General features: G+C 56.0%; 24 protein-coding genes. 14 read left to right on the top strand and 10 right to left on the bottom strand.

All coding sequences use genetic code 11. From position 1 onward, the window contains the following. The first annotated feature begins 213 nt into the window (after positions 1–213). Positions 214–558 (top strand): nitrous oxide-stimulated promoter family protein, encoded by a 345-nt coding sequence (locus HVY19_RS16305; protein ID WP_181681532.1) that lies wholly within the window; start codon positions 214–216, stop codon positions 556–558. 108 nt (positions 559–666) lie between these two features. On the opposite strand, the gene flhA is transcribed toward HVY19_RS16305, so the two are convergent. The 6 genes from flhA to hypA form a co-directional block, all read right to left on the bottom strand. Then, positions 667–2745, bottom strand: coding sequence for a formate hydrogenlyase transcriptional activator FlhA (flhA, locus tag HVY19_RS16300; RefSeq protein ID WP_181681531.1), 2079 nt, complete (start codon positions 2743–2745; stop codon positions 667–669). A gap of 157 nt (positions 2746–2902) precedes the next feature. Further along, entirely contained in the window at positions 2903–3913 is a 1011-nt protein-coding gene (gene hypE / locus HVY19_RS16295) for a hydrogenase maturation carbamoyl dehydratase HypE (protein ID WP_181681530.1), read from the bottom strand. Next, positions 3910–5031 (bottom strand): hydrogenase formation protein HypD, encoded by a 1122-nt coding sequence (gene hypD, locus HVY19_RS16290; RefSeq protein ID WP_181681529.1) that lies wholly within the window; start codon positions 5029–5031, stop codon positions 3910–3912. Before hypD ends, hypE begins: the two co-directional genes overlap by 4 nt. Next, complete coding sequence (locus tag HVY19_RS16285; RefSeq protein WP_181684307.1) at positions 5031–5303, bottom strand: HypC/HybG/HupF family hydrogenase formation chaperone; 273 nt, start codon at positions 5301–5303, stop codon at positions 5031–5033. The genes hypD and HVY19_RS16285 overlap by 1 nt, the downstream gene beginning before the upstream one ends. Then, positions 5294–6166, bottom strand: a complete 873-nt coding sequence (hypB, locus tag HVY19_RS16280) for a hydrogenase nickel incorporation protein HypB (RefSeq protein WP_181681528.1) — start codon at positions 6164–6166, stop codon at positions 5294–5296. The genes HVY19_RS16285 and hypB overlap by 10 nt, the downstream gene beginning before the upstream one ends. A 58-nt stretch (positions 6167–6224) precedes the next feature. Next, positions 6225–6569, bottom strand: a complete 345-nt coding sequence (gene hypA, locus HVY19_RS16275; protein ID WP_181681527.1) for a hydrogenase maturation nickel metallochaperone HypA — start codon at positions 6567–6569, stop codon at positions 6225–6227. 211 nt (positions 6570–6780) lie between these two features. Between hypA and hycA the strand changes: the two genes are divergently transcribed. From hycA to HVY19_RS16225, 10 genes are all read left to right on the top strand, one after another. Continuing rightward, positions 6781–7230 carry a formate hydrogenlyase regulator HycA gene (hycA, locus tag HVY19_RS16270; protein WP_181681526.1) on the top strand — a complete coding sequence of 150 codons (450 nt, stop codon included), beginning with the start codon at positions 6781–6783 and terminating at the stop codon, positions 7228–7230. A 107-nt stretch (positions 7231–7337) separates the two neighbouring features. Next, positions 7338–7949 carry a formate hydrogenlyase subunit HycB gene (hycB, locus tag HVY19_RS16265; protein ID WP_181681525.1) on the top strand — a complete coding sequence of 204 codons (612 nt, stop codon included), beginning with the start codon at positions 7338–7340 and terminating at the stop codon, positions 7947–7949. Continuing rightward, positions 7946–9772, top strand: a complete 1827-nt coding sequence (hycC, locus tag HVY19_RS16260) for a formate hydrogenlyase subunit 3 (RefSeq protein ID WP_181681524.1) — start codon at positions 7946–7948, stop codon at positions 9770–9772. The genes hycB and hycC overlap by 4 nt, the downstream gene beginning before the upstream one ends. A 2-nt stretch (positions 9773–9774) precedes the next feature. Next, the gene (locus HVY19_RS16255; RefSeq protein ID WP_181681523.1) at positions 9775–10698 is read left to right on the top strand and encodes a respiratory chain complex I subunit 1 family protein; all 924 of its coding nucleotides are present in this window, start codon (positions 9775–9777) and stop codon (positions 10696–10698) included. A 17-nt stretch (positions 10699–10715) separates the two neighbouring features. Further along, the gene (gene hycE / locus HVY19_RS16250; RefSeq protein WP_181681522.1) at positions 10716–12425 is read left to right on the top strand and encodes a formate hydrogenlyase subunit HycE; all 1710 of its coding nucleotides are present in this window, start codon (positions 10716–10718) and stop codon (positions 12423–12425) included. A 9-nt stretch (positions 12426–12434) separates the two neighbouring features. Further along, positions 12435–12977: a formate hydrogenlyase subunit HycF gene (hycF, locus tag HVY19_RS16245; protein ID WP_181681521.1), complete on the top strand. Its 543-nt coding sequence runs from the start codon at positions 12435–12437 to the stop codon at positions 12975–12977. Beyond that, the gene (hycG, locus tag HVY19_RS16240) at positions 12977–13744 is read left to right on the top strand and encodes a formate hydrogenlyase subunit HycG (RefSeq protein WP_181681520.1); all 768 of its coding nucleotides are present in this window, start codon (positions 12977–12979) and stop codon (positions 13742–13744) included. Before hycF ends, hycG begins: the two co-directional genes overlap by 1 nt. Then, a complete protein-coding gene (locus HVY19_RS16235; RefSeq protein ID WP_181681519.1) occupies positions 13741–14151 on the top strand; it encodes a formate hydrogenlyase maturation HycH family protein in 411 nt (136 codons plus the stop codon). The genes hycG and HVY19_RS16235 overlap by 4 nt, the downstream gene beginning before the upstream one ends. Beyond that, on the top strand, positions 14144–14614 hold the full coding sequence (gene hycI / locus HVY19_RS16230) for a hydrogenase maturation peptidase HycI (protein WP_181681518.1): 471 nt from the start codon (positions 14144–14146) through the stop codon (positions 14612–14614). Before HVY19_RS16235 ends, hycI begins: the two co-directional genes overlap by 8 nt. Positions 14615–14790: 176 nt before the next feature. Next, positions 14791–15024 carry a SymE family type I addiction module toxin gene (locus HVY19_RS16225; RefSeq protein ID WP_181681517.1) on the top strand — a complete coding sequence of 78 codons (234 nt, stop codon included), beginning with the start codon at positions 14791–14793 and terminating at the stop codon, positions 15022–15024. Between the two features lie 43 nt (positions 15025–15067). On the opposite strand, the gene HVY19_RS16220 is transcribed toward HVY19_RS16225, so the two are convergent. Further along, complete coding sequence (locus HVY19_RS16220; protein ID WP_181681516.1) at positions 15068–16492, bottom strand: 6-phospho-beta-glucosidase; 1425 nt, start codon at positions 16490–16492, stop codon at positions 15068–15070. Positions 16493–16514: 22 nt separating this feature from the next. Continuing rightward, positions 16515–17969, bottom strand: coding sequence for a PTS cellobiose/arbutin/salicin transporter subunit IIBC (gene ascF / locus HVY19_RS16215; protein ID WP_181681515.1), 1455 nt, complete (start codon positions 17967–17969; stop codon positions 16515–16517). 265 nt (positions 17970–18234) lie between these two features. Here ascF and HVY19_RS16210 point away from each other — a divergent pair, with 265 nt between their 5' ends. The 3 genes from HVY19_RS16210 to hypF all read left to right on the top strand — a co-directional run bounded on the left by HVY19_RS16210 (position 18235) and on the right by hypF (position 22312). Next, the gene (locus tag HVY19_RS16210; protein ID WP_181681514.1) at positions 18235–19248 is read left to right on the top strand and encodes a LacI family DNA-binding transcriptional regulator; all 1014 of its coding nucleotides are present in this window, start codon (positions 18235–18237) and stop codon (positions 19246–19248) included. Positions 19249–19393: 145 nt separating this feature from the next. Beyond that, positions 19394–19939 (top strand): electron transport protein HydN, encoded by a 546-nt coding sequence (gene hydN, locus HVY19_RS16205; RefSeq protein WP_181681513.1) that lies wholly within the window; start codon positions 19394–19396, stop codon positions 19937–19939. Between the two features lie 144 nt (positions 19940–20083). Next, positions 20084–22312, top strand: coding sequence for a carbamoyltransferase HypF (hypF, locus tag HVY19_RS16200; protein WP_181681512.1), 2229 nt, complete (start codon positions 20084–20086; stop codon positions 22310–22312). A gap of 70 nt (positions 22313–22382) precedes the next feature. Here hypF and norW read toward each other — a convergent pair whose 3' ends face one another. Together norW and norV are read right to left on the bottom strand one after the other, a co-directional pair. After that, complete coding sequence (norW, locus tag HVY19_RS16195; RefSeq protein ID WP_181681511.1) at positions 22383–23516, bottom strand: NADH:flavorubredoxin reductase NorW; 1134 nt, start codon at positions 23514–23516, stop codon at positions 22383–22385. Then, complete coding sequence (norV, locus tag HVY19_RS16190) at positions 23513–24961, bottom strand: anaerobic nitric oxide reductase flavorubredoxin (protein ID WP_181681510.1); 1449 nt, start codon at positions 24959–24961, stop codon at positions 23513–23515. Before norV ends, norW begins: the two co-directional genes overlap by 4 nt. Positions 24962–25045 lie beyond the last annotated feature (84 nt).

Below are 25045 nucleotides of genomic sequence, written 5' to 3'. Positions count from 1 at the left end.
ATTTAAATGGAGCGTGATGGTTTTCATTTTTGTTGTTATCACATAAGGGGCACATCATAGCGGAGATACGTATTTCAGGGAAAGCGAGGATCACCGACTTCTCGATCCTGATTCCGTTTCGGAATTTTACCTGAGCCTGTCACTTAAGGATGATAGTGCCGTGAAGGTTTAAGTTATAAACTATATGCATCTTATTATTGTGGAGGACGCAGGATGTCCGGCAAACGTATCGCCCGTGAAAAAGTGACGATTCAAAAGATGATCGCGCTGTACGAGAGCCAGTGCCCGCAGGCATCTGACGAACCGGAACATTACGAGGCGCTGTTTGCTTATGCGCAAAAGCGTCTGGATAAATGCGTTTTTGGCGAAGAAAAACCGGCCTGTAAGCAATGCCCGGTGCATTGTTACCAACCCGCGAAACGTGAAGAGATGAAACAGATCATGCGCTGGTCAGGACCGAGAATGCTCTGGCGGCATCCGATCCTGACCGTGCGACATTTGATTGATGACAAACGCCCTGTACCAGAGTTACCCGAGAAGTATCAGCGCAAGAAGTAGGCTATTGTCATCCAAAAAAATGCCCGATGGCGCTACCGCTTATCGGGCCTACGGGATGGTAAAATGTAGGCCGGACAAGGCGTCAGCCGCCATCCGGCACTGATCCCATTAAACCAGCGCGTCTTTATCAATCCCTAACCGCTTCATGCGTGACAATAGCGTTGTGCGCTTAAGACCCAGACGCTGCGCTGCGCCTTTCGGACCGGCGACAACACCGTTCGTCTCTTTTAGTACCCGCATAATGAGCTGATACTCGTCTTCGCCATCCTGTGCGACTTCAGTGGCAACAGGTGGTTGCGCCGTAGAAAACATGCCTATATCGGGTAATGAAAGTTGCAGTACGCTGCCGCGCGTCAACAGCACCGCGCGCTCGACCACATTCTCCAGTTCGCGCACGTTACCTGGCCACTCCATGTTGCTCAGGGTGCGGAGCGCCTCCGCCGGAATGCTGTCGATATTCCGCCCCAGACGGCGGGCAATTTTACAGGTGAAAGCCTTAACCAGCAGCGGAATGTCTTCCGGACGCTCGCGCAGTGGCGGTAGCTGGATCGGAAATACGTTCAGGCGATAGTAAAGGTCGCTGCGAAATTCGCGATCCTCGACCATTTTTTTCAGATCGCGGTTCGTGGCGGCGATCAGGCGCACGTCGGTCTGGATCAGTTTGTTACTACCGAGGCGCTCGAATTCCTGTTCCTGCAATACGCGCAACAGCTTCGGCTGTAACTCCAGCGGCATATCGCCGACTTCATCAAGAAAGAGCGAGCTTTTATCCGCCAGCTCAAAGCGACCAATGCGCTGAGCGCTGGCACCGGTGAATGCGCCGCGCTCGTGACCGAACAGATCGCTTTCCAGCAGTCCGGCAGGCATTGCCGCGCAGTTCATCTTCACCATCCGGCGTGCGTTGCGGCCACTCAGATTATGGATCGCGCGGGCAATCAGCTCTTTACCGGTGCCGGTTTCGCCGAGGATCAGCACGGTACTGTCGCTCTGCGCCACCATTTCAACTTGCTTGAGTACGCTGTACATTGCGTCGCTACGCCCGATAATCTCACCAAATTCACTGTCGACATTATTGAGCTGTTCGGTGAGTGCGAGGTTTTCATCCACCAGCCGTTCTTTCAGTCGATGGATTTCCTGATAGGCGAGGGCGTTATCTACGGCGATCGCCACGCGCTCGGCGATTTGCCGCAGCAGCTTGAGGTTGGCCGTAGTAAAGACTTTCTCTTCGCACTGCGCGAGTTTGAGTACACCGAGCATCGTGTCGCCCGACATCAGCGGCAGCAGACACAGCGTCTGGATTTGGTTACCCCATGTTTCAAACAACTTGCGCTCATAAGGAGCCAGCGCATCCTGCTCATGCAAGTTAATGAGCAGCATCTCTTTGCTTTTGAAAACCCGCTCGGTCAGGGTTCCGGCTTCGTCCACTTCGCTCTGTTCGTGCGCAGGGTGGTTTTCATCAAGATAGTGGGTGGAATAGATGCTGAGCTTATTTTTACGCGAACTGCGCAGCACAATGCTGATGTCATCGATATTGAAATAATGGTGAATCTCTTTGGCGACTTCGCTGACCAGTTCATCCATATCGAGGTGCGAGAGCACAGCGTTGGTGATAGCCACCAGAATGCCGAAGTTATCGCGTTCACGGCAAAGAAGGTCGTAATCGACGTTATTGGCTACCCGAATCTGAATCTGCTCGGCCACCACGCCAACGATCTGGGTAAAGGTTTGCAGACGTTGGTACTCTTTTTCACTCCAGGGACGATCTTCTTTGCGAATAAACTCGCAGCCGCCGAAAATGCGGCCATCCGCCGCCAGCGGCAGCAGGCAATAGTGGCCGAAGGACTCGTAAAGCCCATCAGAGGCCAGTTGCGGCCAGGTTTCGCAAAATTCGAGGTAGTTGCAGTGCAGCGCGTCGGGGCGGGAAAGGATACGGCGCAGCGGGCCGTGAGCGAGCACCGTTTCGTCTTCGTATCTGACGGTGCTGCCGTTGTCGCGGGTTGCATAATAATATGCGCGCTGCGTTTGAGCTTGCCACAGCACAATAGCTGCGCTATCGGCAAGCGCTGACCGCTTTACCAGTTGAGAAAGCGCCTCACTCAGCGACTGTAAATCAGGCTGTTGTAATAATGTACGCGTGATGTCGAACAATCCTTGCTGCCCGAGATCGCTCATCGGTGTATACGACATAGTGCTTATCCAGGAAAGTACCGCGGTGCGGTACGAGAGTTATATGAATTATAGGTGTTCGTATTTTATTTCTGCCGGATGGCGGCTTCGCCTTATCCAGCCTACGGGCAGGGTATGACTCGTAGGCCCGGTGAGCGTAGCGCCACCGGGCGATATATCAACAGATCCGTGGAAGCGGTTCTGCGTGGGGCAAATCCAGCGTGCGTTTCACGCCATACAGGCCTGCGAGCCGCACGCCTTTGCGTTCGACAACTTCACCAATCAGTGCGGCATCGCGGCCCAACGGATGCGCATGCAGCGCAGCCAGCACCTGCTCGGCGGCCTGACGTTCAACGGCAATCACCAGTTTGCCCTCGTTGGCGAAATTGAGTGCATCCAGGCCCAGCAGTTCACATACTCCACGAACGGCCGGCTTCACGGGAAGTGCGGATTCGGACAGTTCAACCCCGCAGCCGCAGGCAGCAGCAAATTCGTGAGCAACCGCATTCACGCCGCCGCGCGTTGCGTCACGCAGCGCTTTCACACCAGGAATATCGCGCAGTGACTGGATGAGTGGCGTAAGAACCGCACAGTCGCTCACCAGTTCGCCGTCCAGCCCCAGTTGCTCGCGCAGGTTGAGGATGGTGGCGCCGTGATCGCCGAGCGTTCCGCTGACCAGTAGCACATCGCCTGCGGTCAGGGTTTGTGCGCCCCAGTGAATATTAGCGGGAATCGCCCCCATTCCGGCGGTATTGATAAACAGCTTATCCGCTGCCCCGCGCTGAACGACTTTGGTGTCGCCGGTAACAATGGAAATATTCGCTTCGCGGGCAGTGGCTGCCATGCTGTTGACCACGGTTTTCAGCGTCTCCATCGGCAGACCCTCTTCGAGGATAAAACCGCAGGAGAGGTAGCGAGGGATCGCGCCGCTGACGGCAACGTCATTCGCCGTGCCGCAAATCGCCAGCTTGCCGATGTTGCCGCCAGGGAAAAACAGCGGGTCGATAACGTAGCTGTCGGTCGAAAAAGCCAGACGATCGCCTTCTGCCACCAGTTGTGCCAGATCGAGTCGCGCCTGATCCTCCTGCTCGGCCAGCCAGGGGTTTGCAAACGCCTCCATAAACAGGCTGTTGATCAACTGCTGCATTGCCTGACCACCGCTGCCGTGGGCGAGTTGGACGCTATTCATACTTCAGACTCCTGCTGACGATACTGATACCAGGCGGCGCATGCCCCTTCTGAAGAGACCATCAGAGCGCCAAATGCGGTTTGCGGATTACAGGTTTTGCCAAACAGCGGGCACTGATGCGGTTTACATTTTCCGGTCAGCACTTCGCCACAGCGCGCGCGCGGGTCGTCATAAACCTGCTGCGGTGCCGGTTGGAAATGCGCTTCGGCATCAAAGCGCTGGTAGTCTGGCGTCAGATGCACGCCGGAAGACTCGATCACTCCCAGACCGCGCCATTCGCTGTCGCCAGTGACGCAAAAAACGTCGGCTATCGCCTGCTGGGCCAGCGCGTTACCGGCATCCGGCACCACGCGGCGATATTGGTTTTCAACCAGGCTGTGGTTAGCGATTTTTTGCTCAACAAGCATCACCACGCCCTGCAACAGATCGAGCGGTTCGAATCCGGCAACCACCAGCGGACGTTGGAATTCACTGGCAATAAAATTATAGGCATCAGTACCGATGACCATGCTGACGTGTCCCGGTGCGAGGAAGGCGTCAATGCCGTTGTCGGGCTGTTCAAGCAGGCTGCGCAGGGTTGGGATCAGCGTGATGTGCTGGCAGAAAAAGTAAAAGTTCTGCACGTCGCGTAGCTTCGCCTGCTGAAGGGTAATGGCGGTGGTTGGCATGGTCGTTTCAAAGCCCAGCCCGAAGAACACAACTTTACGCGTCGGGTTTTCCTGCGCCAGTTTGAGCGCATCCATGGGCGAGTAGACGATGCGGATATCGGCTCCACGCGCTTTTGCCTGCAATAAAGAACCCTGTTTCCCCGGTACGCGCATCGCGTCGCCAAAGGTACAGAAGATCACTTCGGGATGGCTGGCAATTTCGACACAGCTGTCGATACGCCCCATCGGCAGGACGCAAACCGGGCAACCGGGACCGTGGATAAACTCCACGTTATCAGGCAGCAACTGGTCGAGACCAAATTTAAAGATCGCGTGGGTATGACCCCCGCAGACTTCCATAATACGCAGCGGACGTTCGGCCGTGTAAGGCAGGTGAGCCGCGCGTTCGCGCAGGTGCTCAATCAACTGCATCACCTGTTCCGGTGCGCGGTATTCGTCAACAAAACGCATTATTTCCCCTCACCATACAGCAAAGCACCCACATCCGGTTCAACCTCGAACATGTTCTGTAGCGCAGCAAGCGTGTCACGTGCTTCGCTTTCGTTGATCACACTCATCGCAAAGCCGACGTGAACCAACACCCATTGACCTGTGCGCGGCTCGCCGTGTTCATCACAGCTGCCGACCAGCGACAGATCGACGTCGCGCTGAATGCCGCAGACGTCGACTTTTGCCTGGTTGCCATCAATAGTGCGGATTTGGCCGGGTACGCCTATGCACATCGCTGTGCCTCCAGCCAGTTCAGCCACTGCTCCATCCCTTCGCCGCTGGTGGCGGAAATCAGGATGATCTCGATATCAGGGTTCACTTCACGGGCGCTGGCAAGGCACTTTTCAACGTCAAAGTTCAGATACGGCAGCAGATCGACTTTGTTGAGGAGCATCAGCGAGGCGGCGGCAAACATATGCGGATATTTCAGCGGTTTGTCTTCACCTTCGGTGACAGAAAGAACGGCGACTTTATGGCGTTCACCGAGGTCAAAGCTTGCCGGGCAGACGAGGTTGCCAACGTTTTCGATAAACAGGATGCCGTTGTCCGCAAGCGGTAAACGCGGTGCGGCATCAGCAATCATCTGTGCATCGAGGTGGCAGCCTTTCCCGGTATTAACCTGAATGGCAGGTGTACCGGTGGCGCGAATGCGCGCGGCATCGTTGACCGTCTGCTGGTCGCCCTCAATAACGGCGCAGGGCACGCTGTCTTTCAGCTTCATCAGGGTTTCGGTTAGCAGGGTGGTTTTACCGGAGCCGGGGCTGGAGACGAGGTTAAGAACCAATTGCTGGTGCGCGGCGAAGCGGGCGCGGTTGCGTTCAGCCAGACGATTATTTTTGTCCAGCACGTCGATTTCGACTTCCAGCATTCGGCGCTGGCTCATGCCTGGCGCATGCGTGCCAGCTTCGCCATGTCCATAATGCAGATCGCCTTCGGCGGTCTGGCTCGGGGTGAACTCAGACGTTTTGATGCCTGTAATTTTCATCGCCGGGCGCACGGCCGGGGCAAAGGGGGCGCTACGAAACGCCGAATGCGGGTTATGCTCATCACCCTCTATATAAAGGTTGCCTTCACCGCAACCGCAAGTAGTACACATTGCTCACTCCTGATCTATTTCTTGCAGTAAACCTGCTGCCGCCATCCGGCGATGAAGCCTAATCGATTTCGATACGCCGAATCTGTAATCCGTCATCGGCCACGATGCGCAGCGTATCGCTATTGCATTGTGGGCAACGGCGGACACGCTGAGAAAGTAAAGTGACGTATTGCTGACAAGACTCACACCAGCATTCGGCTTCTTGTTCTTCGAGGTACAGTTTACAACCTTCTGCAACCGTGCCACGGCATACCAGATCAAAACAAAACGAGAGAGCACCCGTTTCTACGCAAGAAAATGCGCCAATTTTGAGCCAGACCCCAGTTATGCGTTTTGCACCATGGGCAACGGCCTGTTGTTCGATCAATTCCAGCGCTCGCTGGCAAAGGGTAATTTCGTGCATATCGCCTCCCGAAGTGGTGGGCAGGGATAAGCAATAATTATGCCACCATGAAATGACGCCTCTTTTGGCGATGACGACGATGACGAAATGACATGTCATTTCCGCGGCGAGGTGTCGCTTTTATTTATAAAGGATCATTAAAAACAAATAGTTAAAAATTGGCATAAAAAATGCTTATCGCTGGCTATCTCTGTTAATCGGGTAACCTGACATGACTATTTGGGAAATAAGCGAAAAAGCCGACTACATCGCGCAGCGGCACCGTCGCCTACAGGACCAGTGGCATCTTTACTGCAATTCGCTGGTTCAAGGGATCACCCTGTCAAAAGCGCGTTTGCATCATGCGATGAGCTGCGGACCGGAAAAAGATCTCTGTTTCGTGCTGTTCGAACACTTTCGTATCACCGTCACCATGGCGGAAGGCTTTAATAGCCACACTATCGAATATTACGTGGAAACCAAAGAGGGCGAAGATAAGCGGCTGATTGCTCAGGCGCAATTGAGCATCGACGGGAAAGTGGACGAGCAGATAAGCAACCGCGATCGCGAGCAGGTGCTGGAGCACTATCTCGAAAAAATCGCCAGCGTCTACGACAGACTGTATATCGCCATTGAGAACGGTTCACCCATCAATCTGAGCCAGTTGGGCGCACCGCTATAAGGGCGGAACGCTGCGATATATGAGGGACAAGCGTGTCGATGGGTGTCGAAGCTGACATTTCATCAGCATGTTTTCGTCAAAAATGACTATCACCTGAGGAACGCCTGGTGAATCGTTTTGTAATTGCTGACTCCACACTCTGTATTGGCTGCCACACCTGTGAAGCCGCCTGTTCAGAGACGCATCGCCAGTATGGCCTGCAGTCTATGCCACGCCTGAAAGTGATGCTAAATGAAAAAGAATCTGCACCGCAGCTTTGCCACCATTGCGAAGATGCGCCCTGCGCCACAGTTTGCCCCGTCAACGCCATTAACCGGGTCGGCGGCGCCGTACAGCTCAATGAAAGCCTGTGCGTGAGTTGCAAGCTATGCGGGATCGCCTGTCCGTTTGGGGCGATTGAATTTTCTGGTAGCCGTCCTCTGCACATTCCGGCGAATGCCAACACGTCAAAAGCGCCTCCTGCACCTCCTGCACCGGCGCGCGTCAGCACGCTGCTCGACTGGGTGCCGGGTGTTCGTGCTATTGCGGTCAAATGCGATCTTTGTAGCTTTGATGAGCAGGGACCGGCCTGCGTGCGGATGTGCCCGACCAAAGCGCTACATCTGGTAAACAACATGGATATTGCTCGCGCGAGCAAACGCAAACGTGAGCTGACTTTCAATACCGATTTCGGCGATCTCACTTTGTTTCAGCAGGCTCAGAGCGGGGAGGCAAAATGAGCGCAATTTCTCTGATCGCCAGCGGTATGGCCTGGTTTACCGCCGCTGCCGTGCTGGCCTTTCTGTTCTCTTTTCATAAAACGCTGAGCGGCTGTATTGCCGGTATTGGCGGCGCGGTCGGCAGCCTGTGTACAGCGGCGGCGGGATTTCTTGTACTGACCCGTGGCGTGGCCGCAACCGGCGTGATGCCTTTACTGGGGCATGGCTTACAAATCACGCCGCTGAATTCCATTTGGCTGATTACGCTGGGGCTGTGCGGACTGTTTGTCAGCCTCTATAACATTGACTGGCATCGTCATCCGCAGGTGAAAGCCAATGGATTGCTGGTGAATCTGTTGATGGCGGCGGCGGTATGTGCGGTGGTTGCCAGCAACCTTGGCACGATGGTGGTGATGGCGGAGATCATGGCGCTGTGCGCGGTGTTCCTGACCGGGTGCAGCAAAGAGGGCAAGCTGTGGTTTGCGTTGGGGCGTTTGGGAACGCTACTGCTGGCAGTCGCCTGCTATTTGTTGTGGGCGCGCTACGGCACGCTGGATTTTCGTTTGCTTGATCTCCGTGTTCAGATGCAGCCGTTGGGCGCGGATATCTGGCTGCTCGGCGTGGCTGGCTTTGGCCTGCTGGCGGGTATTATCCCACTGCACGGCTGGGTGCCACAGGCGCATGCGAACGCCAGCGCACCGGCGGCGGCACTGTTCTCAACCGTAGTGATGAAGGTGGGTCTGCTGGGTATTCTCTCCCTGTCGCTGCTCGGCGGCAACGCGCCGCTGTGGTGGGGCGTCTTGCTGTTGGTGCTCGGAATGATCACCGCGTTTGTCGGCGGCCTGTATGCGTTGATGGAGCACAACATTCAGCGCCTGCTGGCGTACCACACTCTGGAAAACATCGGCATTATCCTGCTCGGCCTGGGCGCGGGTGTCACCGGTATTGCCCTTAATCAGCCGACGCTGATCGCCCTTGGTCTGACCGGCGGTCTTTACCACCTGGTGAATCATAGCCTGTTTAAAAGCGTGCTGTTTTTAGGCGCGGGCAGTATCTGGTTTCGTACCGGACACCGCGACATCGAGAAGCTGGGCGGTATCGGCAAGCGTATGCCGGTCATTTCCATTGCGATGCTGGTAGGGCTGATGGCGATGGCCGCGCTGCCGCCGCTGAACGGTTTTGCCGGTGAGTGGGTGATCTACCAGTCTTTCTTCAAGTTGGGCGACAGCGGCGCGTTCGTCGGCCGTCTGCTCGGGCCGCTGCTGGCGGTTGGCCTGGCGATTACCGGTGCGCTGGCGGTGATGTGTATGGCGAAAGTCTACGGCGTCACCTTCCTTGGCGCACCGCGCACGAAAGACGCGGAAAATGCCTGCTGCGCGCCAATCCTGATGGGCGTGAGCGTGGTGGCGCTGGCGATTTGTTGCGTGCTCGGCGGCGTTGCTGCGCCGTGGCTGCTGCCACTTCTCTCCTCCGCAGTGCCTCTGCCGCTGGAAACGGCGAATACCACCGTTTCGCAACCGATGATTACCCTGCTGCTGATTGCCTGTCCGCTGCTGCCATTCATCATCATGGCGATGTTCAAAGGCAACCGTCTGCCGTCGCGTTCACGCGGTGCGGCATGGGTTTGCGGCTACGACCACGAGCAGTCAATGGTCATTACCGCTCACGGTTTTGCCATGCCGGTGAAAGAGGCCTTTGCGCCGGTACTTAAACTGCGTCAATGGCTTAATCCGGCGTCTCTGGTTCCGGGCTGGCAGAATGCGGCGGCCCCGCTGCTGTTCCGTCGTCTGGCGCTGATTGAGTTGGCGGTGCTGGTGGTGATTGTGGTTTCACGAGGAGCCTGAGAATGAGTGTTTTATATCCGTTAATTCAGGCGCTGGTGTTATTTGCCGCTGCGCCGCTGTTGTCCGGCGTGACCCGCGTGGCGCGCGCCCGCCTGCACAATCGTCGCGGTCCGGGCGTGTTGCAGGAGTATCGCGACCTGATCAAACTGCTGGGCCGCCAGAGTATTGCGCCCGCGGATTCCGGTTGGGTGTTTCGTCTGACGCCGTTTGTGATGGTTGGCGTGATGCTCACTATCGCCACCGCGTTGCCGGTGGTAACGGTCGCTTCGCCGCTGCCACAACTGGGTGATCTGATCACCTTAATCTACCTGTTCGCTATTGCCCGCTTCTTCTTTTCTATTGCAGGACTGGATACCGGTAGCCCGTTTACCGCCATTGGTGCCAGTCGTGAAGCGATGCTCGGCGTATTGGTGGAGCCGATCCTGCTGTTGGGGCTGTGGGTCGCCGCGCAGGTGGCGGGTTCCACCCACATCAGCGTTATTACCGATACGATCTACCACTGGCCTGCTGCGCGCAGCATCCCGCTGATCCTCGCGCTTTGTGCCTGCGCGTTCGCCACGTTTATCGAAATGGGCAAGCTGCCGTTCGACCTCGCGGAAGCGGAGCAGGAGTTACAGGAAGGTCCGCTGACCGAGTACAGCGGCAGCGGTTTTGCGGTGCTGAAGTGGGGTATTAGCCTCAAGCAACTGGTGGTGCTGCAAATGTTCGTCGGCGTGTTCCTGCCGTGGGGGCAGATGGAGGCCTTCAGCGCGGGCGGTCTGCTGCTGGCGCTGGTAATTGCCGTCGTCAAGCTGCTCGTCGGCGTGCTGGTCATTGCCCTGTTCGAAAACAGCATGGCGCGCCTGCGTTTTTGCGCCACTTCCCGCGTGACCTGGGCCGGTTTTGGGTTTGCGTTTTTAGCGTTCGTCTCCTTGCTGGTGGCGTGATTTAAGAGAGTTTGAGCATGTCTGAAGAAAAATTAGGTCAACACTACCTTGCGGCGCTGCACCAGGCTTTTCCTGGAGTGGTGCTGGACGAAGCCTGGCAGACCAAAGATCAGCTGACGATCACCGTGAAGGTTAACTACCTGCCGGAAGTGGTCGAGTTTTTGTACTACAAGCAGGGCGGCTGGCTTTCCGTGCTGTTCGGTAATGACGAACGTCAGCTTTGCGGCCACTACGCGGTGTATTACGTACTGTCGATGGAGCAGGGCACGAAATGCTGGATCACCGTGCGCGTTGAAGTCGACCCGAACAAACCGGAATACCCATCCGTGACGCCGCGTGTGCCTGCAGCGGTATGGGGTGAGCGTGAAGTGCGCGATATGTATGGGCTGATCCCGGTTGGCCTGCCGGATGAACGCCGTCTGGTTTTACCGGACGACTGGCCGGATGAACTCTATCCGCTGCGTAAAGACAGTATGGATTACCGTCAGCGTCCGGCACCGACCACCGATGCCGAAACCTATCAGTTCATCAACGAGCTGGGCGACAAGAAAAACAATGTGGTGCCGATTGGCCCGCTGCACGTCACCTCTGACGAACCGGGCCACTTCCGCCTGTTTGTCGACGGCGAAAACATCATTGATGCCGATTACCGTCTGTTCTATGTCCATCGTGGTATGGAAAAGCTCGCGGAAACCCGTATGGGCTACAACGAAGTCACCTTTCTGTCGGACCGCGTGTGCGGCATCTGCGGCTTCGCCCACAGCACCGCCTACACCACTTCCGTCGAGAATGCGATGGGAATCGTGGTGCCGGAGCGCGCGCAGATGATCCGCGCTATTCTGCTGGAAGTTGAGCGCCTGCACTCGCATCTGCTGAACCTCGGCCTGGCCTGCCACTTCACCGGATTTGACTCTGGCTTTATGCAGTTCTTCCGCGTACGTGAAACCTCCATGAAGATGGCGGAAATCCTCACCGGGGCGCGTAAAACTTACGGTCTGAACCTGATCGGCGGGATTCGCCGCGATCTGCTGAAAGAGGACATGATCCAGACCCGCCAGCTGGCGCAGCAGATGCGCCGTGACGTGCAGGAACTGGTGGATATGCTGCTCAGCACGCCGAACATGGAACAGCGCACGGTAGGCATTGGTCGTTTGGATCCGCAGATCGCCCGTGACTTCAGCAACGTCGGCCCGATGGTGCGCGCCAGCGGCCATGCGCGCGATACCCGCGCCGATCACCCGTTTGTCGGCTATGGTCTGCTGCCGATGGACGTTCACAGCGAACAGGGCTGCGACGTCATTTCCCGCCTGAAGGTGCGCATCAACGAGGTCTACACCTCGCTGAACATGATCGATTTTGGCCTGGATAACCTGCCGGGCGGCCCGCTGATGGTGGAAGGCTTTACCTATATTCCGCACCGCTTTGCGCTCGGCTTCTCGGAAGCGCCGCGTGGCGATGATATCCACTGGAGCATGACCGGCGACAACCAGAAGCTGTACCGCTGGCGCTGTCGTGCGGCGACCTACGCCAACTGGCCGACCCTGCGCTATATGCTGCGGGGCAACACCGTTTCCGATGCGCCGCTGATTATCGGTAGCCTCGACCCTTGCTATTCCTGCACCGACCGTATGACGGTTGTCGATGTGCGCAAGAAGAAGAGCAAAGTCGTGCCGTACAAAGAACTTGAGCGCTACAGCATTGAGCGTAAAAACTCGCCGCTGAAATAAGGAATCGCCATGTTTACCTTTATCAAAAAAGTCATCAAAACCGGCGCACCGACTTCGTCCTACCCGCTGGAGCCGATTGCGGTTGATAAAAACTTCCGCGGCAAGCCGGAGCATAACCCACAGCAGTGTATTGGCTGCGCGGCGTGTGTGAATGCCTGTCCGTCGAACGCGCTGACGGTAGAAACCGATCTGACGAGCGGCGAGCTGGCCTGGCAGTTCAACCTTGGACGCTGCATCTTTTGCGCCCGCTGTGAAGAAGTGTGCCCGACGGCGGCAATTAAACTCTCTCAGGAATACGAACTGGCGGTGTGGAAGAAAGAGGACTTCCTCCAGCAGTCGCGTTTCGCGCTATGCAACTGTCGCGTCTGTAACCGTCCTTTTGCGGTGCAAAAGGAGATCGACTATGCCATTGCACTGCTGAAGCACAACGGCGACAGCCGCGCGGAACACCACCGTGAAAGCTTTGAAACCTGCCCGGACTGCAAGCGCCAGAAATGCCTGGTGCCGTCCGACCGTATTGAACTGACTCGTCATATGAAAGAGGCCAGCTAATGAGCAATTTACTCGGCCCACGCGACGCCAACGGCATTCCCGTACCGATGACAGTGGATGAATCCATCGCCAGCATGAAGGCGTCCTTACTGAAGAATATCAAGCGCTCGGCCTACGTATACCGCGTGGACTGTGGCGGTTGCAATGGATGCGAAATCGAGATTTTTGCCACCCTGTCGCCGCTGTTTGATGCCGAACGTTTCGGCATCAAAGTCGTTCCGTCGCCGCGACATGCGGATATCCTGCTGTTCACCGGGGCGGTGACCCGTGCCATGCGTTCCCCGGCGCTGCGTGCATGGCAGTCCGCGCCGGATCCGAAAATCTGTATCTCTTACGGCGCCTGCGGCAACAGCGGCGGTATTTTCCACGACCTGTACTGCGTCTGGTGTGGCACCGACAAGATCGTCCCGGTCGATGTCTACATACCCGGCTGCCCGCCAACCCCAGCGGCAACGCTGTACGGGTTTGCGATGGCGCTGGGCCTGCTGGAGCAGAAAATTCACGCCCGCGCGCCGGGTGAACTTGACGGCCAGGCGGCTGAGATTCTCCATCCTGATATGGTGCAGCCGCTACGCGTCAAAGTGGATCGCGAGGCACGCCGACTGGCGGGTTATCGCTACGGCCGCCAGATTGCCGATGATTACCTGCGCCAGTTAGGGCAGGGTGAACATCAGGTTACGCGCTGGCTGGAAGCGGAAAACGATCCGCGTCTGACTGAGATCGTTACACACCTTAATCAGGTCGTAGAAGAGGCACGTATCCGATGAGTGAAACGGTGGTGTTCAGTCAACTGAGCCGTAAGTTTATTGATGAGAACGATGCGACGCCTCCAGAGGCGCAGCAGGTTGTCTATTACAGCCTGGCGATTGGCCACCACCTTGGGGTCATCGACTGTCTGGAAGCGGCGCTCACCTGTCCGTGGGACGCCTACCAGGCATGGATCGCCACTCTTGAGGCGGGCAGTGAAGCCCGCCGCAAAATGGAGGGGGTGCCTAGATACGGCGAGATCGTTATCGATGTCAATCACGTGCAAATGCTGGCATGTGCGTTTGACAGGGCGCTCGCCGTGCAAAGCCCGCAGCTGCAGGCGTGGAGCAAACAGTTGCTCAGCTTGCTGCACAATATTCATCAGGAGAGCGCCATCTATCTGATGGTGAGGAGACTGCGTGACTGACGTTTTACTGTGTGTGGGCAATAGCATGATGGGTGATGACGGCGCGGGCCCACTACTGGCGGAAAAGTGTGCCGCTGAAGCAAAAGGGCGCTGGATCGTCATTGATGGCGGCAGCGTACCGGAAAACGACATTGTTGCTATTCGGGAACTGCGCCCGGATCGTCTGCTCATTGTTGATGCCACTGACATGGGGCTGAACCCTGGCGAGATCCGCATCATCGACCCGGACGATATCGCCGAGATGTTTATGATGACCACCCATAACATGCCGCTGAATTACCTTGTCGATCAGCTCAGGGAGGATGTCGGCGAGGTGATCTTCTTAGGCATTCAGCCGGATATCGTCGGCTTTTATTACCCAATGACCCAGCCGATTAAAGATGCCGTCGAGATCGTTTATCAGCGGCTCGATGGTTGGGAAGGGTGCGGCGGGTTTGCGGAACTGGACGTACCCGACGCGTAAACAGTGCCGGATGGTGGCGTGAGGACACGCCTTATCCGGCCAGCCTCACTTCAGCCTTACATTCTTTGCATTTTAATTCCGGAATCTTCCTTCCAGTTTCAGATTTGCTCACCCTTAATTTTACTGGCATTTTATACAGGTGTTTTATTTCTGCCTGTGGGCAACAAGGAACAGTTATGACTATTGAAGCTGGCAACACTGACACCGCTATCGTTAAACCGTTTCGTCGTTTAAAGGTCAGCTACGTCAGGAAGCGTCATGAAGACCCCAAAACCGGCAACACGCGGCGCTATAGCCGACATGCATCGTTAACCATTAATGGCGACTGGCTGGAACAGGCGGGTTTCCCCACCGGTACTGTGGTGAACGTGGCAGTCATGCAGGGGAAGTTAGTGATCGAACAGGCGTGAGAGGCGTAGGCCGGATAAGCGCAAGCGCCATCCGGCAATACCATCACGCCAGATCCTCTCCGTTACTGGCGATCACTTTTTTATACCACCAGAACGATTTTTTACGGGTACGTGCCAGCGTGCCGTTACCGGCGTCGTCGCGGTCAACATAGACGAATCCATAGCGTTTGCTCATCTCGCCGGTCGATGCCGCAACCAGATCGATACAGCCCCAGGTGGTGTATCCCATCAGCGGCACGCCGTCCTCAATGGCGTCGGCCATTGCCCGGATGTGCTCACGTAGGTAGCTGATCCGGTAATCGTCGTTGATCTCCCCGTTGGCATCGACTTCATCTTTCGCGCCGAGACCGTTTTCTACCAGAAACAGCGGCTTCTGATAACGGTCGTACATCATATTCATGGTGATGCGCAGGCCCAGTGGGTCGATCCCCCAACCCCAGTCACTGACCTGAATGTACGGGTTCCGCAGCGACTTCACCACGTTCGCCGCACTGGTATTTTTCGCGTTCATTTCCGCCGAGGCACAGCGTGAGGCGTAATAGCTGAACGAGACGAAATCAACGGTATTTTTCAGGATCGCATCGTCTTCAGGCGCTTTCTCAATCACCACGCCTTTTTCACGAAACACGCGAGCGGAATAGGCCGGATAGGCACCGCGTGCCTGAACGTCAATAAAAAACAGGTTTTCACGATCTTTTTCCAGTGCCGTCCAGACATCTTCTGGCTTACAGGAGTAGGGATAGAAGTTTCCTCCTGCCAGCATGCAGCCTACCTGGTTGTTTGGGTTGATCTCATGCGCGATTTTGGTTGCCAGCGCGCTGGCGATCAGCTCATGGTGCGCGGCCTGATACTTCACCTGATCCTGATTTTCACCCTCTTCAAACACCAGCCCGGCACCGGAGAACGGGCTGTGCAGCATAATGTTGATTTCATTGAAGGTGAGCCAGTACTTCACCAGACCGTCGAACGCGTCAAAACAGGTACGGGCATAGCGAGTGAAAAACTCCACCATCTTGCGGTTGCGCCAGGAGCCGTATTCCCTGACCAGATGCATAGGGACGTCAAAGTGGCAAAGGGTGACCAGAGGTTCAATACCGTACTTTTTGCATTCAGCAAATACCGCGCGGTAAAACGCGATGCCTTCCTCATTGGGTGTCAGTTCGTCACCGTTAGGGTAAATGCGGCTCCAGGCGATCGAGGTGCGAAAAACCGTGAACCCCATTTCAGCCATCAGCGCGATATCTTCTTTATAACGATGATAGAAATCGATCGCCGTATGGCTAGGATAAAACTCATCATTCCGCAGTTGAAAGCGCTTTTCCAGTCCAAGTTTTACCGGCATGCGGTGCTCGCCGTGAGGGATCATATCGACGGTGGTTAACCCTTTACCGCCTTCGCGATACGCTCCTTCAGACTGGTTGGCGGCCAGCGCGCCGCCCCATAAAAATCCTTGCGGAAATAAAGACATAGTAAACCTCAATTATTGCCAGTCAGACGCTGGCACCTTTCACAGTAGCCGGTTGTGCCGCCTGATTTTTTCTTGCCTGAGCCGCTGCGTCTTCAACAGGAATATCCTCAAAGCCCAGCAGCAGCGTTAGAACGAATGAGAGGACGACTGCCAGTGCCATGACGCCAAACACCCAGACGATAGTGATTGGATTCGCCGGATCGAAGAACTGAACGCTGGTGAAGAGTCCCGGCGCCGCCATTGAATGGCTGGCAAGACCTGCCATGCCAGCAACCGCGCCGCAGACAAAGCCGCTGATCAGGCTTGCAATCAGTGGACGCTTCAGACGTACCGCCACACCGTAAAGCGCGGGCTCGGAAATCCCGGCCATAATCGCGGACGCGGCGGCAGCCAGCGCGGTCTGGCGCAGTTCCGGGTTTTTCGTTTTCCAGGCAACCGCCAGCGATGAACCGCCCAAAGACAGGTTGGCACCAATTTCAGAGGGCATAACCATGCCTTCTTTGCCGGTTTCGGCAATGGTCTGAATAATGGTTGGGGTGAAGACACGGTGCATGCCGGTCATCACCAGCAGTGGCCACAGCGCGCCCATGATGGCAACTGAGAGCCAGCCGAGATAACCATGAATGGTATACACCAGCGCGGAAATCGCGCTACCGATCCAGATGCCAATTGGACCAATCAGCAGAATGGCGAGCGGGGCGGCGATCAGCACGATCAGCATCGGCTTCAGGAAGTTCTTGGTGACCGCCGGGGTAATACGATCCACCCAGCGTTCGATGTAAGACAGACACCAGGTCATCACCAGCGCTGGTATGACGGTATACGTGTATTTCACCGCCGTCACCGGGATCAGGGCGAACTCAACGTGTTCGCCCTGCGCGGCTTTGGCCATGAGATCAATAAAGCTGGGGTGTACCAGTACGCCTGCAATGGCTATCGCCAGCGACATATTGGTTTTAAATTTAATCGCTGCAGAGGCGGCGACCATCAATGGCAGGAAGAAGAACGCACCGTCGCCAATCACCGTCAAAATGGTGAGCGTTGAGGAGCCTTTTTCCAGCACGCCGGTCATCTCGAGGATCATCGCCAACAGCTTCAGCATCGATCCGCCGATAATCGCCGGGATCAGCGGTGACATGGTGCCGATCAGCGCATCGAGGATCCCCGCGCCAATGCGCTTAAGCGTAAGTTTGGGTTTCCCTACAGGTTCAACCGGTTGTATATCGCCAGGGAGCAGGCTGGTCACTTCGCGATACGCCTGAGAAACCGTATTGCCAATGATCACCTGGCACTGATTATCACTACGCACCACACCGAGCACGCCGCTGATGGTTTTAAGCGTGGCGCTATCAACCAGTGAATCGTCTTTAATAACGAAACGTAGACGCGTCATGCAGTGGGTGACTGCACTGATATTGTCGACGCCGCCCAGAGCCGTCACCACGGAGCGCGCCAGCGCTGCATAATTCTTAGACATAGGATTTTTATCCTGTTTTATCATTAGGGTACGTGTAATTTGTGCCGGGCGCTCTCGTGAACAATTAAGAGTAATGAAATGCTCATGAGAAACCGGTTCCACAAAATCATGATGAGTTTATGATGAGTGATCAAGGGATAATTTTTGCGATGTTTCATAAATGTGACTTATGTCACTCCTGTTTTTCTGGTGATCTATAGCATCTGGAACAACCAGGCGGCGGTGCAGTACACTGCGTTTCATTGCGAGAAAAGGGAACAACATTATGACGACGATGCTGGAGGTCGCGCAGCGTGCCGGGGTATCCAAGGCGACGGTATCAAGGGTGCTATCCGGGAACGGCTATGTCAGCCAGGAGACAAAGGACCGCGTATTTCAGGCCATTGAAGAGAGCGGTTATCGGCCCAATTTACTGGCGCGCAGCCTGGCCGCGAAATCAACGCAGACACTCGGACTGGTCGTCACCAACACCCTCTATCACGGCGTCTATTTTAGCGAGCTGCTGTTTCATGCCGCGCGGATGGCAGAAGATAAAGGGCGCCAGCTATTGCTTGCTGACGGCAAACACAGCGCACAGGAGGAGCGAGAGGCAATCCAGTATCTGCTCGATTTACGCTGTGACGCGATTATGATTTACCCCCGTTTTCTCGGCGTGGATGAGATCGACGCCATCATTGACAGCCACACTCAGCCGATAATGGTGCTTAACCGTCGGTTGCGGAAAAACAGCAGCCACTGCGTCTGGTGCGATCAAAAACAGACCAGCTTCAACGCTGTGACTGAACTGATTGCCGCCGGTCACCGGGAGATTGCGTTTATCACGGGGTCAATGGACTCTCCGACCGGGGTGGAACGTCTGTCGGGGTATAAAGATGCACTGACGCATCACGGCATTGCCATAAACGATGCGTTAATCGTGAAGGGCAAATGGACCCCTGCCTGCGGTGCGGCTGGGGTGGCTACGCTGCTGTCGCGTAAGGCGACCTTCAGTGCGCTGGTGGCAAGCAATGATGATATGGCGATTGGTGCAATCAAGCAGTTGCACGATAACGGGCTTGCCGTGCCGTCACAGGTATCCGTCATTGGATTTGATGACATCGCGATGGCGCCCTACACCATTCCTGCACTTTCGAGCGTCAAAATCCCCGTAACCGAAATGGTTCAGGAAACCATTGGGCGTCTTATTTTTATGCTTGATGGCGGCGCGTTTACGCCACCGAAAACCTTCACCGGCACGCTTATCTCGCGCGATTCCATTGTGGCGCGATCCGCACAGTAAAATTTGTCACCTGTCATCGTCATTCGTGACGATGACAGCGCTACAGACATTTTGTTTTTGGAATTATCCATATTTAACAATAAGATAAAAACTGGCATGATTTGTGAATGCTTCGGCACATTATCCGATAATGCTGGAGAGTTTGATGAACCGTTTCATCATTGCCGACGCTAATAAGTGCATTGGTTGCCGTACCTGTGAAGTCGCCTGTGTGGTTTCCCATCAGGAAAACCAGGACTGTGCGTCCCTAACCCCTGAAACTTTCTTACCCCGTATCCATGTGATTAAAGGCGTTAACGTCTCTACGGCAACGCTGTGCCGTCAATGCGAAGACGCGCCGTGTGCGAACGTTTGCCCGAACGGGGCGATCGGTCGTGATAAAGGGTTTGTTCACGTCATGCAGGAGCGCTGCATTGGCTGTAAAACCTGCGTGGTCGCCTGCCCATATGGGGCGATGGAAGTGGTGGTGCGTCCGGTCGTGCGTAACAGCGGTGCGGGGCTGAACGTCAGGGCAGATAAAGCGCAGGCCAACAAGTGCGACCTTTGCCATCACCGCGACGCAGGCCCTGCCTGTATGGAAGCCTGCCCGACCCATGCGCTGATTTGTGTAGACCGTAATAAGCTTGAACAGCTCAGTGCCGATAAGTGTCGTCGTGCGGCACTCGATTCCGCCGCATCTTTGTTGTTCTGATCGACGAAAAACCGCGTAAAATGGTTCGACTCTTTTGCCTGATGGCGCTGCGCTTATCAGGCCTACAGGCTGACTGCGTTTTGTAGGCCGGATAAGGCGAAGCCACCATCCGGCATTTCGGGATACACGGCGGCGGAATCTATAATGGAAAAAAACAACCACTCCGGCACACAGCTTCGCATTCGCGGTAAGGTGCAGGGCGTCGGGTTTCGACCTTATGTCTGGCAGCTTGCGCAGCAGCTTCAGTTGCATGGCGATGTCTGCAACGATGGTGATGGCGTGGTGGTGCGTCTGAAGGAAGATCCCGCTGAGTTTATAGTGAAACTGCATCAACACTGTCCGCCGCTGGCGCGCATTGACAGTATTGATAGCGAGCCGTTTGTCTGGACGCAGTTGCCCGCAGAGTTCACCATCCGCCAGAGCGCGGGCGGCACGATGAACACGCAAATCGTGCCGGATGCTGCTACCTGCCCGGAATGCCTTGCCGAAATGAATACGCCCGGCGAGCGGCGCTATCGCTACCCATTCATCAACTGTACTCACTGTGGCCCGCGTTTCACCATCATTCGGGCGATGCCCTACGACCGTCCTTACACCGTCATGTCCGCATTTCCACTGTGTCCGCGGTGTGATAGAGAGTACCGCGACCCGTATGACCGCCGCTTTCACGCTCAGCCCGTTGCCTGTCCGGCGTGCGGGCCACATCTTGAGTGGGTCAGCGGCGATACGCATGCGGAAAAAGACGCTGCACTGCAGGCGGCGGTTGCGTTGCTGAAAGCGGGGGGAATTGCGGCGGTGAAAGGCATTGGCGGATTTCATCTGGCCTGCGATGCCCGAAACCCTGACGCTGTCGCCACGCTGCGCGCCCGCAAACACCGACCAGGCAAACCGCTGGCGGTAATGCTGCCGAATGACCAGGGATTGCCCGAAGCGGCGCGCAAATTAATCCACACGCCTGCCGCGCCGATTGTGCTGGTGGAGAAGCGGCACGTTACCTCGCTGTGTGAGGCGATTGCCCCGGGGCTTAACGAAGTTGGGGTGATGCTGCCCGCCAATCCTTTGCAGCATCTGCTGTTACAGGAACTTAACTGCCCGTTGGTCATGACCTCCGGCAACCTTAGCGGTAAACCCCCCGCGATAACCAACGTCCAGGCGCTGGAGGATTTACACGAGATCGCTGACGGCTTTTTGCTGCATAACCGCGATATAGTGCAGCGGATGGATGATTCCGTGGTACGCGAAAGCGGCGAAATGCTGCGTCGTTCACGGGGCTACGTGCCGGATGCACTGGCGCTGCCACCGGGGTTTAAGGATGTACCGCCCATACTCTGTCTGGGCGCAGATCTGAAAAACACCTTTTGTCTGGTGCGCGGTGAACAGGCGGTCATCAGTCAGCACCTGGGCGATCTCAGCGATGACGGTATTCAGAACCAGTGGCGCGAGGCGCTGCGTTTGATCCAGAACATCTATGATTTCACACCGCAGCGCATCGTTCGCGATGCGCATCCGGGGTATGTCTCCAGCCAGTGGGCCAGTGAGATGAATTTACCGACGGATGTTGTGCTGCATCACCATGCTCATGCGGCAGCCTGCCTTGCCGAGCACGGCTGGCCGCTCGACGGTGGCGATGTTATTGCGCTGACGCTCGACGGCATCGGGATGGGAGAAAACGGCGAGCTGTGGGGCGGCGAGTGCCTGCGGGTGAACTATCGCGAGTGCGAACACCTGGGCGGTCTGCCTGCGGTGGCTCTACCGGGGGGCGATCTGGCGGCTAAACAGCCGTGGCGCAACCTGCTGGCGCAGTGCCTGCGTTTTGTTTCCGACTGGCAGAAGTATCCGGAAACCGTGGCGCTGCAGCAGCAGAACTGGAACGTGCTGGCGCGGGCGATTGAGCGTGGTATCAATGCACCGCTGGCCTCATCTGCCGGACGTTTGTTTGACGCCGTGGCGGCAGCACTGAACGGTGCGCCAGACTCACTCAGCTATGAAGGCGAAGCCGCCTGTACGCTCGAGGCGCTGGCTTCGCAGTGTGTGAGTGTAGCGCATCCGGTAACGATGCCATTGTTGGGGAATCAACTGGATCTGGCGACCTTCTGGCAGCAGTGGCTGAACTGGCAGGCGACTCCTGAAGAGCGCGCGTGGGCCTTTCACGATGCGCTGGCGAGCGGGTTTGCCACGATGATGCGTGAGCAGGCGGTCTTGCGCGGCATTACCACGCTGGTTTTTAGCGGCGGCGTGATGCATAACCGGCTACTGTCAACCCGACTTGCGTATTATCTCTCTGATTTTAATTTGTTATTTCCGCAGCAGCTACCGGCGGGGGACGGCGGATTGTCGTTAGGGCAGGGGGTGGTCGCGGCGGCGCGCGGGTAAGGGCGTTGTGATGTGCCGGATAGCGACGCATAGCGTCTTATCCGGCCTACGAAACCCCGGCATCACGCCTTCACGCCGGTAATGATTTCAACAGCGCAAACGCCTCTTTCATCCGGTCTTCGCTTACCACAAACGCGCAAAGCTGACCTTCTCTGTTCATCCCTTTGGCCACCATGCCGTCAGATTCCGCCGCAATCTGCCAGTTCAGATCGCCACGCTGGGTTTCCCCTGCCAGATGCAGCGGCAGTTCCGGCGTTTTAATTTTGACTAACATCGCAGGCAGCTTCAGCGGCGCCTTGCCGCCGAGCAGGTTTTTCGCCAGATACATCGCACTCAATTGGATCGGCTGAAGGAAAGGCAGGATCTGGCCGTTGATCTCGGCGCAGTCGCCAAGGGCATAGATATCCGCATTGCTGGTTCGCAGATAACTGTCCACACAGATACCGCGATTCACCGTTACGCCAGCACGACGCGCCAGTGCGGTTTCCGGACGCAAGCCGGTGGCGGCAATGACAGCATCCACCTCAATGTACCGTTCGCGATCGAGCGTCACGCGAATGCCGGATTCCGTTTTCTCCAGCCCCAACAGTTGCGATTTCAGCAGCAGATGCACGCCCATGTCAGTCAAGCGATGCTGTAAGCGACTACTCACTTCCGGCGGCATCAGCGAGGCGAGGAGACTGGCAGCGTTGTCGATGAGCGTCACCGCTTTACCGGCTCGATTAAAATCCATCGCCAGTTCGCTGCCAATTAGCCCTCCGCCGACGATCAGTACCCGTTGGGCGTCGTGTAGCTGCGTTTCGCAGGCGCGATACTCCTGCTGACTGTTCAAAGTGAGCATTAACTCACTGCCAGGTACCGGTGGCACAAAGGCAGTAGCGCCAATAGCGAGAACCAGTTTTTCATACTGCCACTGCTTGTCCTGACTTTTGATCACATGGGCGTCGGCATCAATATCGGTGATCCGGGTATGCGGAAAAAGCCGCAGATTATATTGCTCGGCAAACTCCCCCGCCGACTGGCGGGTGAGTTCGTCTGCGCGCTGCATCTGGCTTATCACATGGCTAAGATCGGGCTTGTTGTATTCATCCATGCTGTCGGCGGCGATCAGGGTTAACGGTATCTCCGCATCCTGCTTGCGGAGGTTTTTGACTAACTGGCGGGCGGCGAAGCCCGAACCAATAATGATGATTCCGCGGCTCATTTTGCCTCCGTTGCCAGAACGTCGAAGACCTCTTTCCCTAATGAACATTCCGGACACAGGAAATTGTCCGGAACGTCACTCCACTGCGTACCCGGTGCGACGTCCTGCATCGGTTCACCTTTCGCCGGATCGTATATCCACTGGCACACGCTGCACTGCATAGCTGGACCGAGGTCGGCTGCCGCAGCGGCGGCGCAGGCGCAGGCTTCTTCCTGGGGGGCTGTTTTTACCGTGTCCTGCGGCAACGGGGCTAGCGCCCATTGACGAGCAATTTCGCGTCCGTGCTGACGGCACAACTCCAGTGCATCCTGATCCGGACGCCATTTCGCTTTCAGGCTCAGGGACATTTCAAAACCGGCATCCTGTAAACGAGTGGATAAGCGGTCTACCGCGCCGCCGCTCCAGCCATGAGAGCCAAAGGCACTGGCGCGTTTGTTGCGAAAGCGCAGGCCGGTCATCTCTTCTACCAGGCCGGCGATTTTCGGCATCATGACGTTGTTCATGGTGGACGTTCCCACCAGCACACCTTTAGAACGGAAAACGTTGGTCAGAATTTCGTTTTTATCGCTGCGTGCGACGTTAAAGATTTTCACTGCCACGTTCGGATCGACTTCATTGATACCCTGGGCAATCGCATCTGCCATCATGCGGGTGTTATTAGACATGGTGTCGTAGAAAATGGTGATGCGGTCTTCCTGATAATCGGCCGCCCATTTCAGATACAGTTCAACGATTTGCGTTGGGTTATCTCGCCATACCACGCCGTGTGAGGTGGCAATCATATCTACTGGCAGGTTGAAACCGAGGATCTCCGTGATTTTTGGGGTGACCAGGCGGCTAAACGGCGTCAGGATGTTGGCGTAGTAGCGCTGACACTGTTCAAACAGCTCTGTCTGATCCACTTCGTCGTTGAACAGGCGTTCGTCGCAGTAGTGCTGACCAAAGGCGTCGTTACTGAACAGCACGGCGTCGCCGGTCATGTAGGTCATCATGCTGTCCGGCCAGTGAAGCATTGGGGTTTCGACGAAAATGAGCTGTTTACCGTTGCCGATATCCAGCGTGTCGCCGGTTTTTACGACGTTAAAGTTCCATTCCGGGTGATGGTGATGTCCGTTGATAGAGTCAATCGCGTTGGCGGTGCAGTAGATTGGCGTATCCGGGATCTGGGTCATCAGTTCGGTCAGCGCCCCGGCGTGGTCTTCTTCTGCATGGTTAATAATGATGTAATCGATGTCTGCGAGGTCAATCTCGCTGCGCAGGTTCTGCACGAACTCGCGGCTGAATTTGTGATCGACGGTATCGATCAGGACATTTTTCTCTTCACGGATGAGATAGCTGTTGTAGCTGCTGCCGCGCAGCGTTTTGTATTCGGTACCGTGAAAATCACGGACTTCCCAGTCACGTTGGCCAACCCAATGAATGTTATTTTTAACCAGAATAGACATAGCAACCTCAATTAATTCAGCGTTTCTAAAAAAGATGTTTTGCTAATTGCAGATTGCGTGCCAGGTTTTTATCTTATTGATTTA

Source organism: Citrobacter sp. RHB25-C09 (genome assembly GCF_013836145.1).
Classification (GTDB): domain Bacteria; phylum Pseudomonadota; class Gammaproteobacteria; order Enterobacterales; family Enterobacteriaceae; genus Citrobacter_A.
The sequence above is the reverse complement of the archived record's forward strand: the minus strand, read 5'-3'. Positions and strand labels throughout refer to the sequence as shown.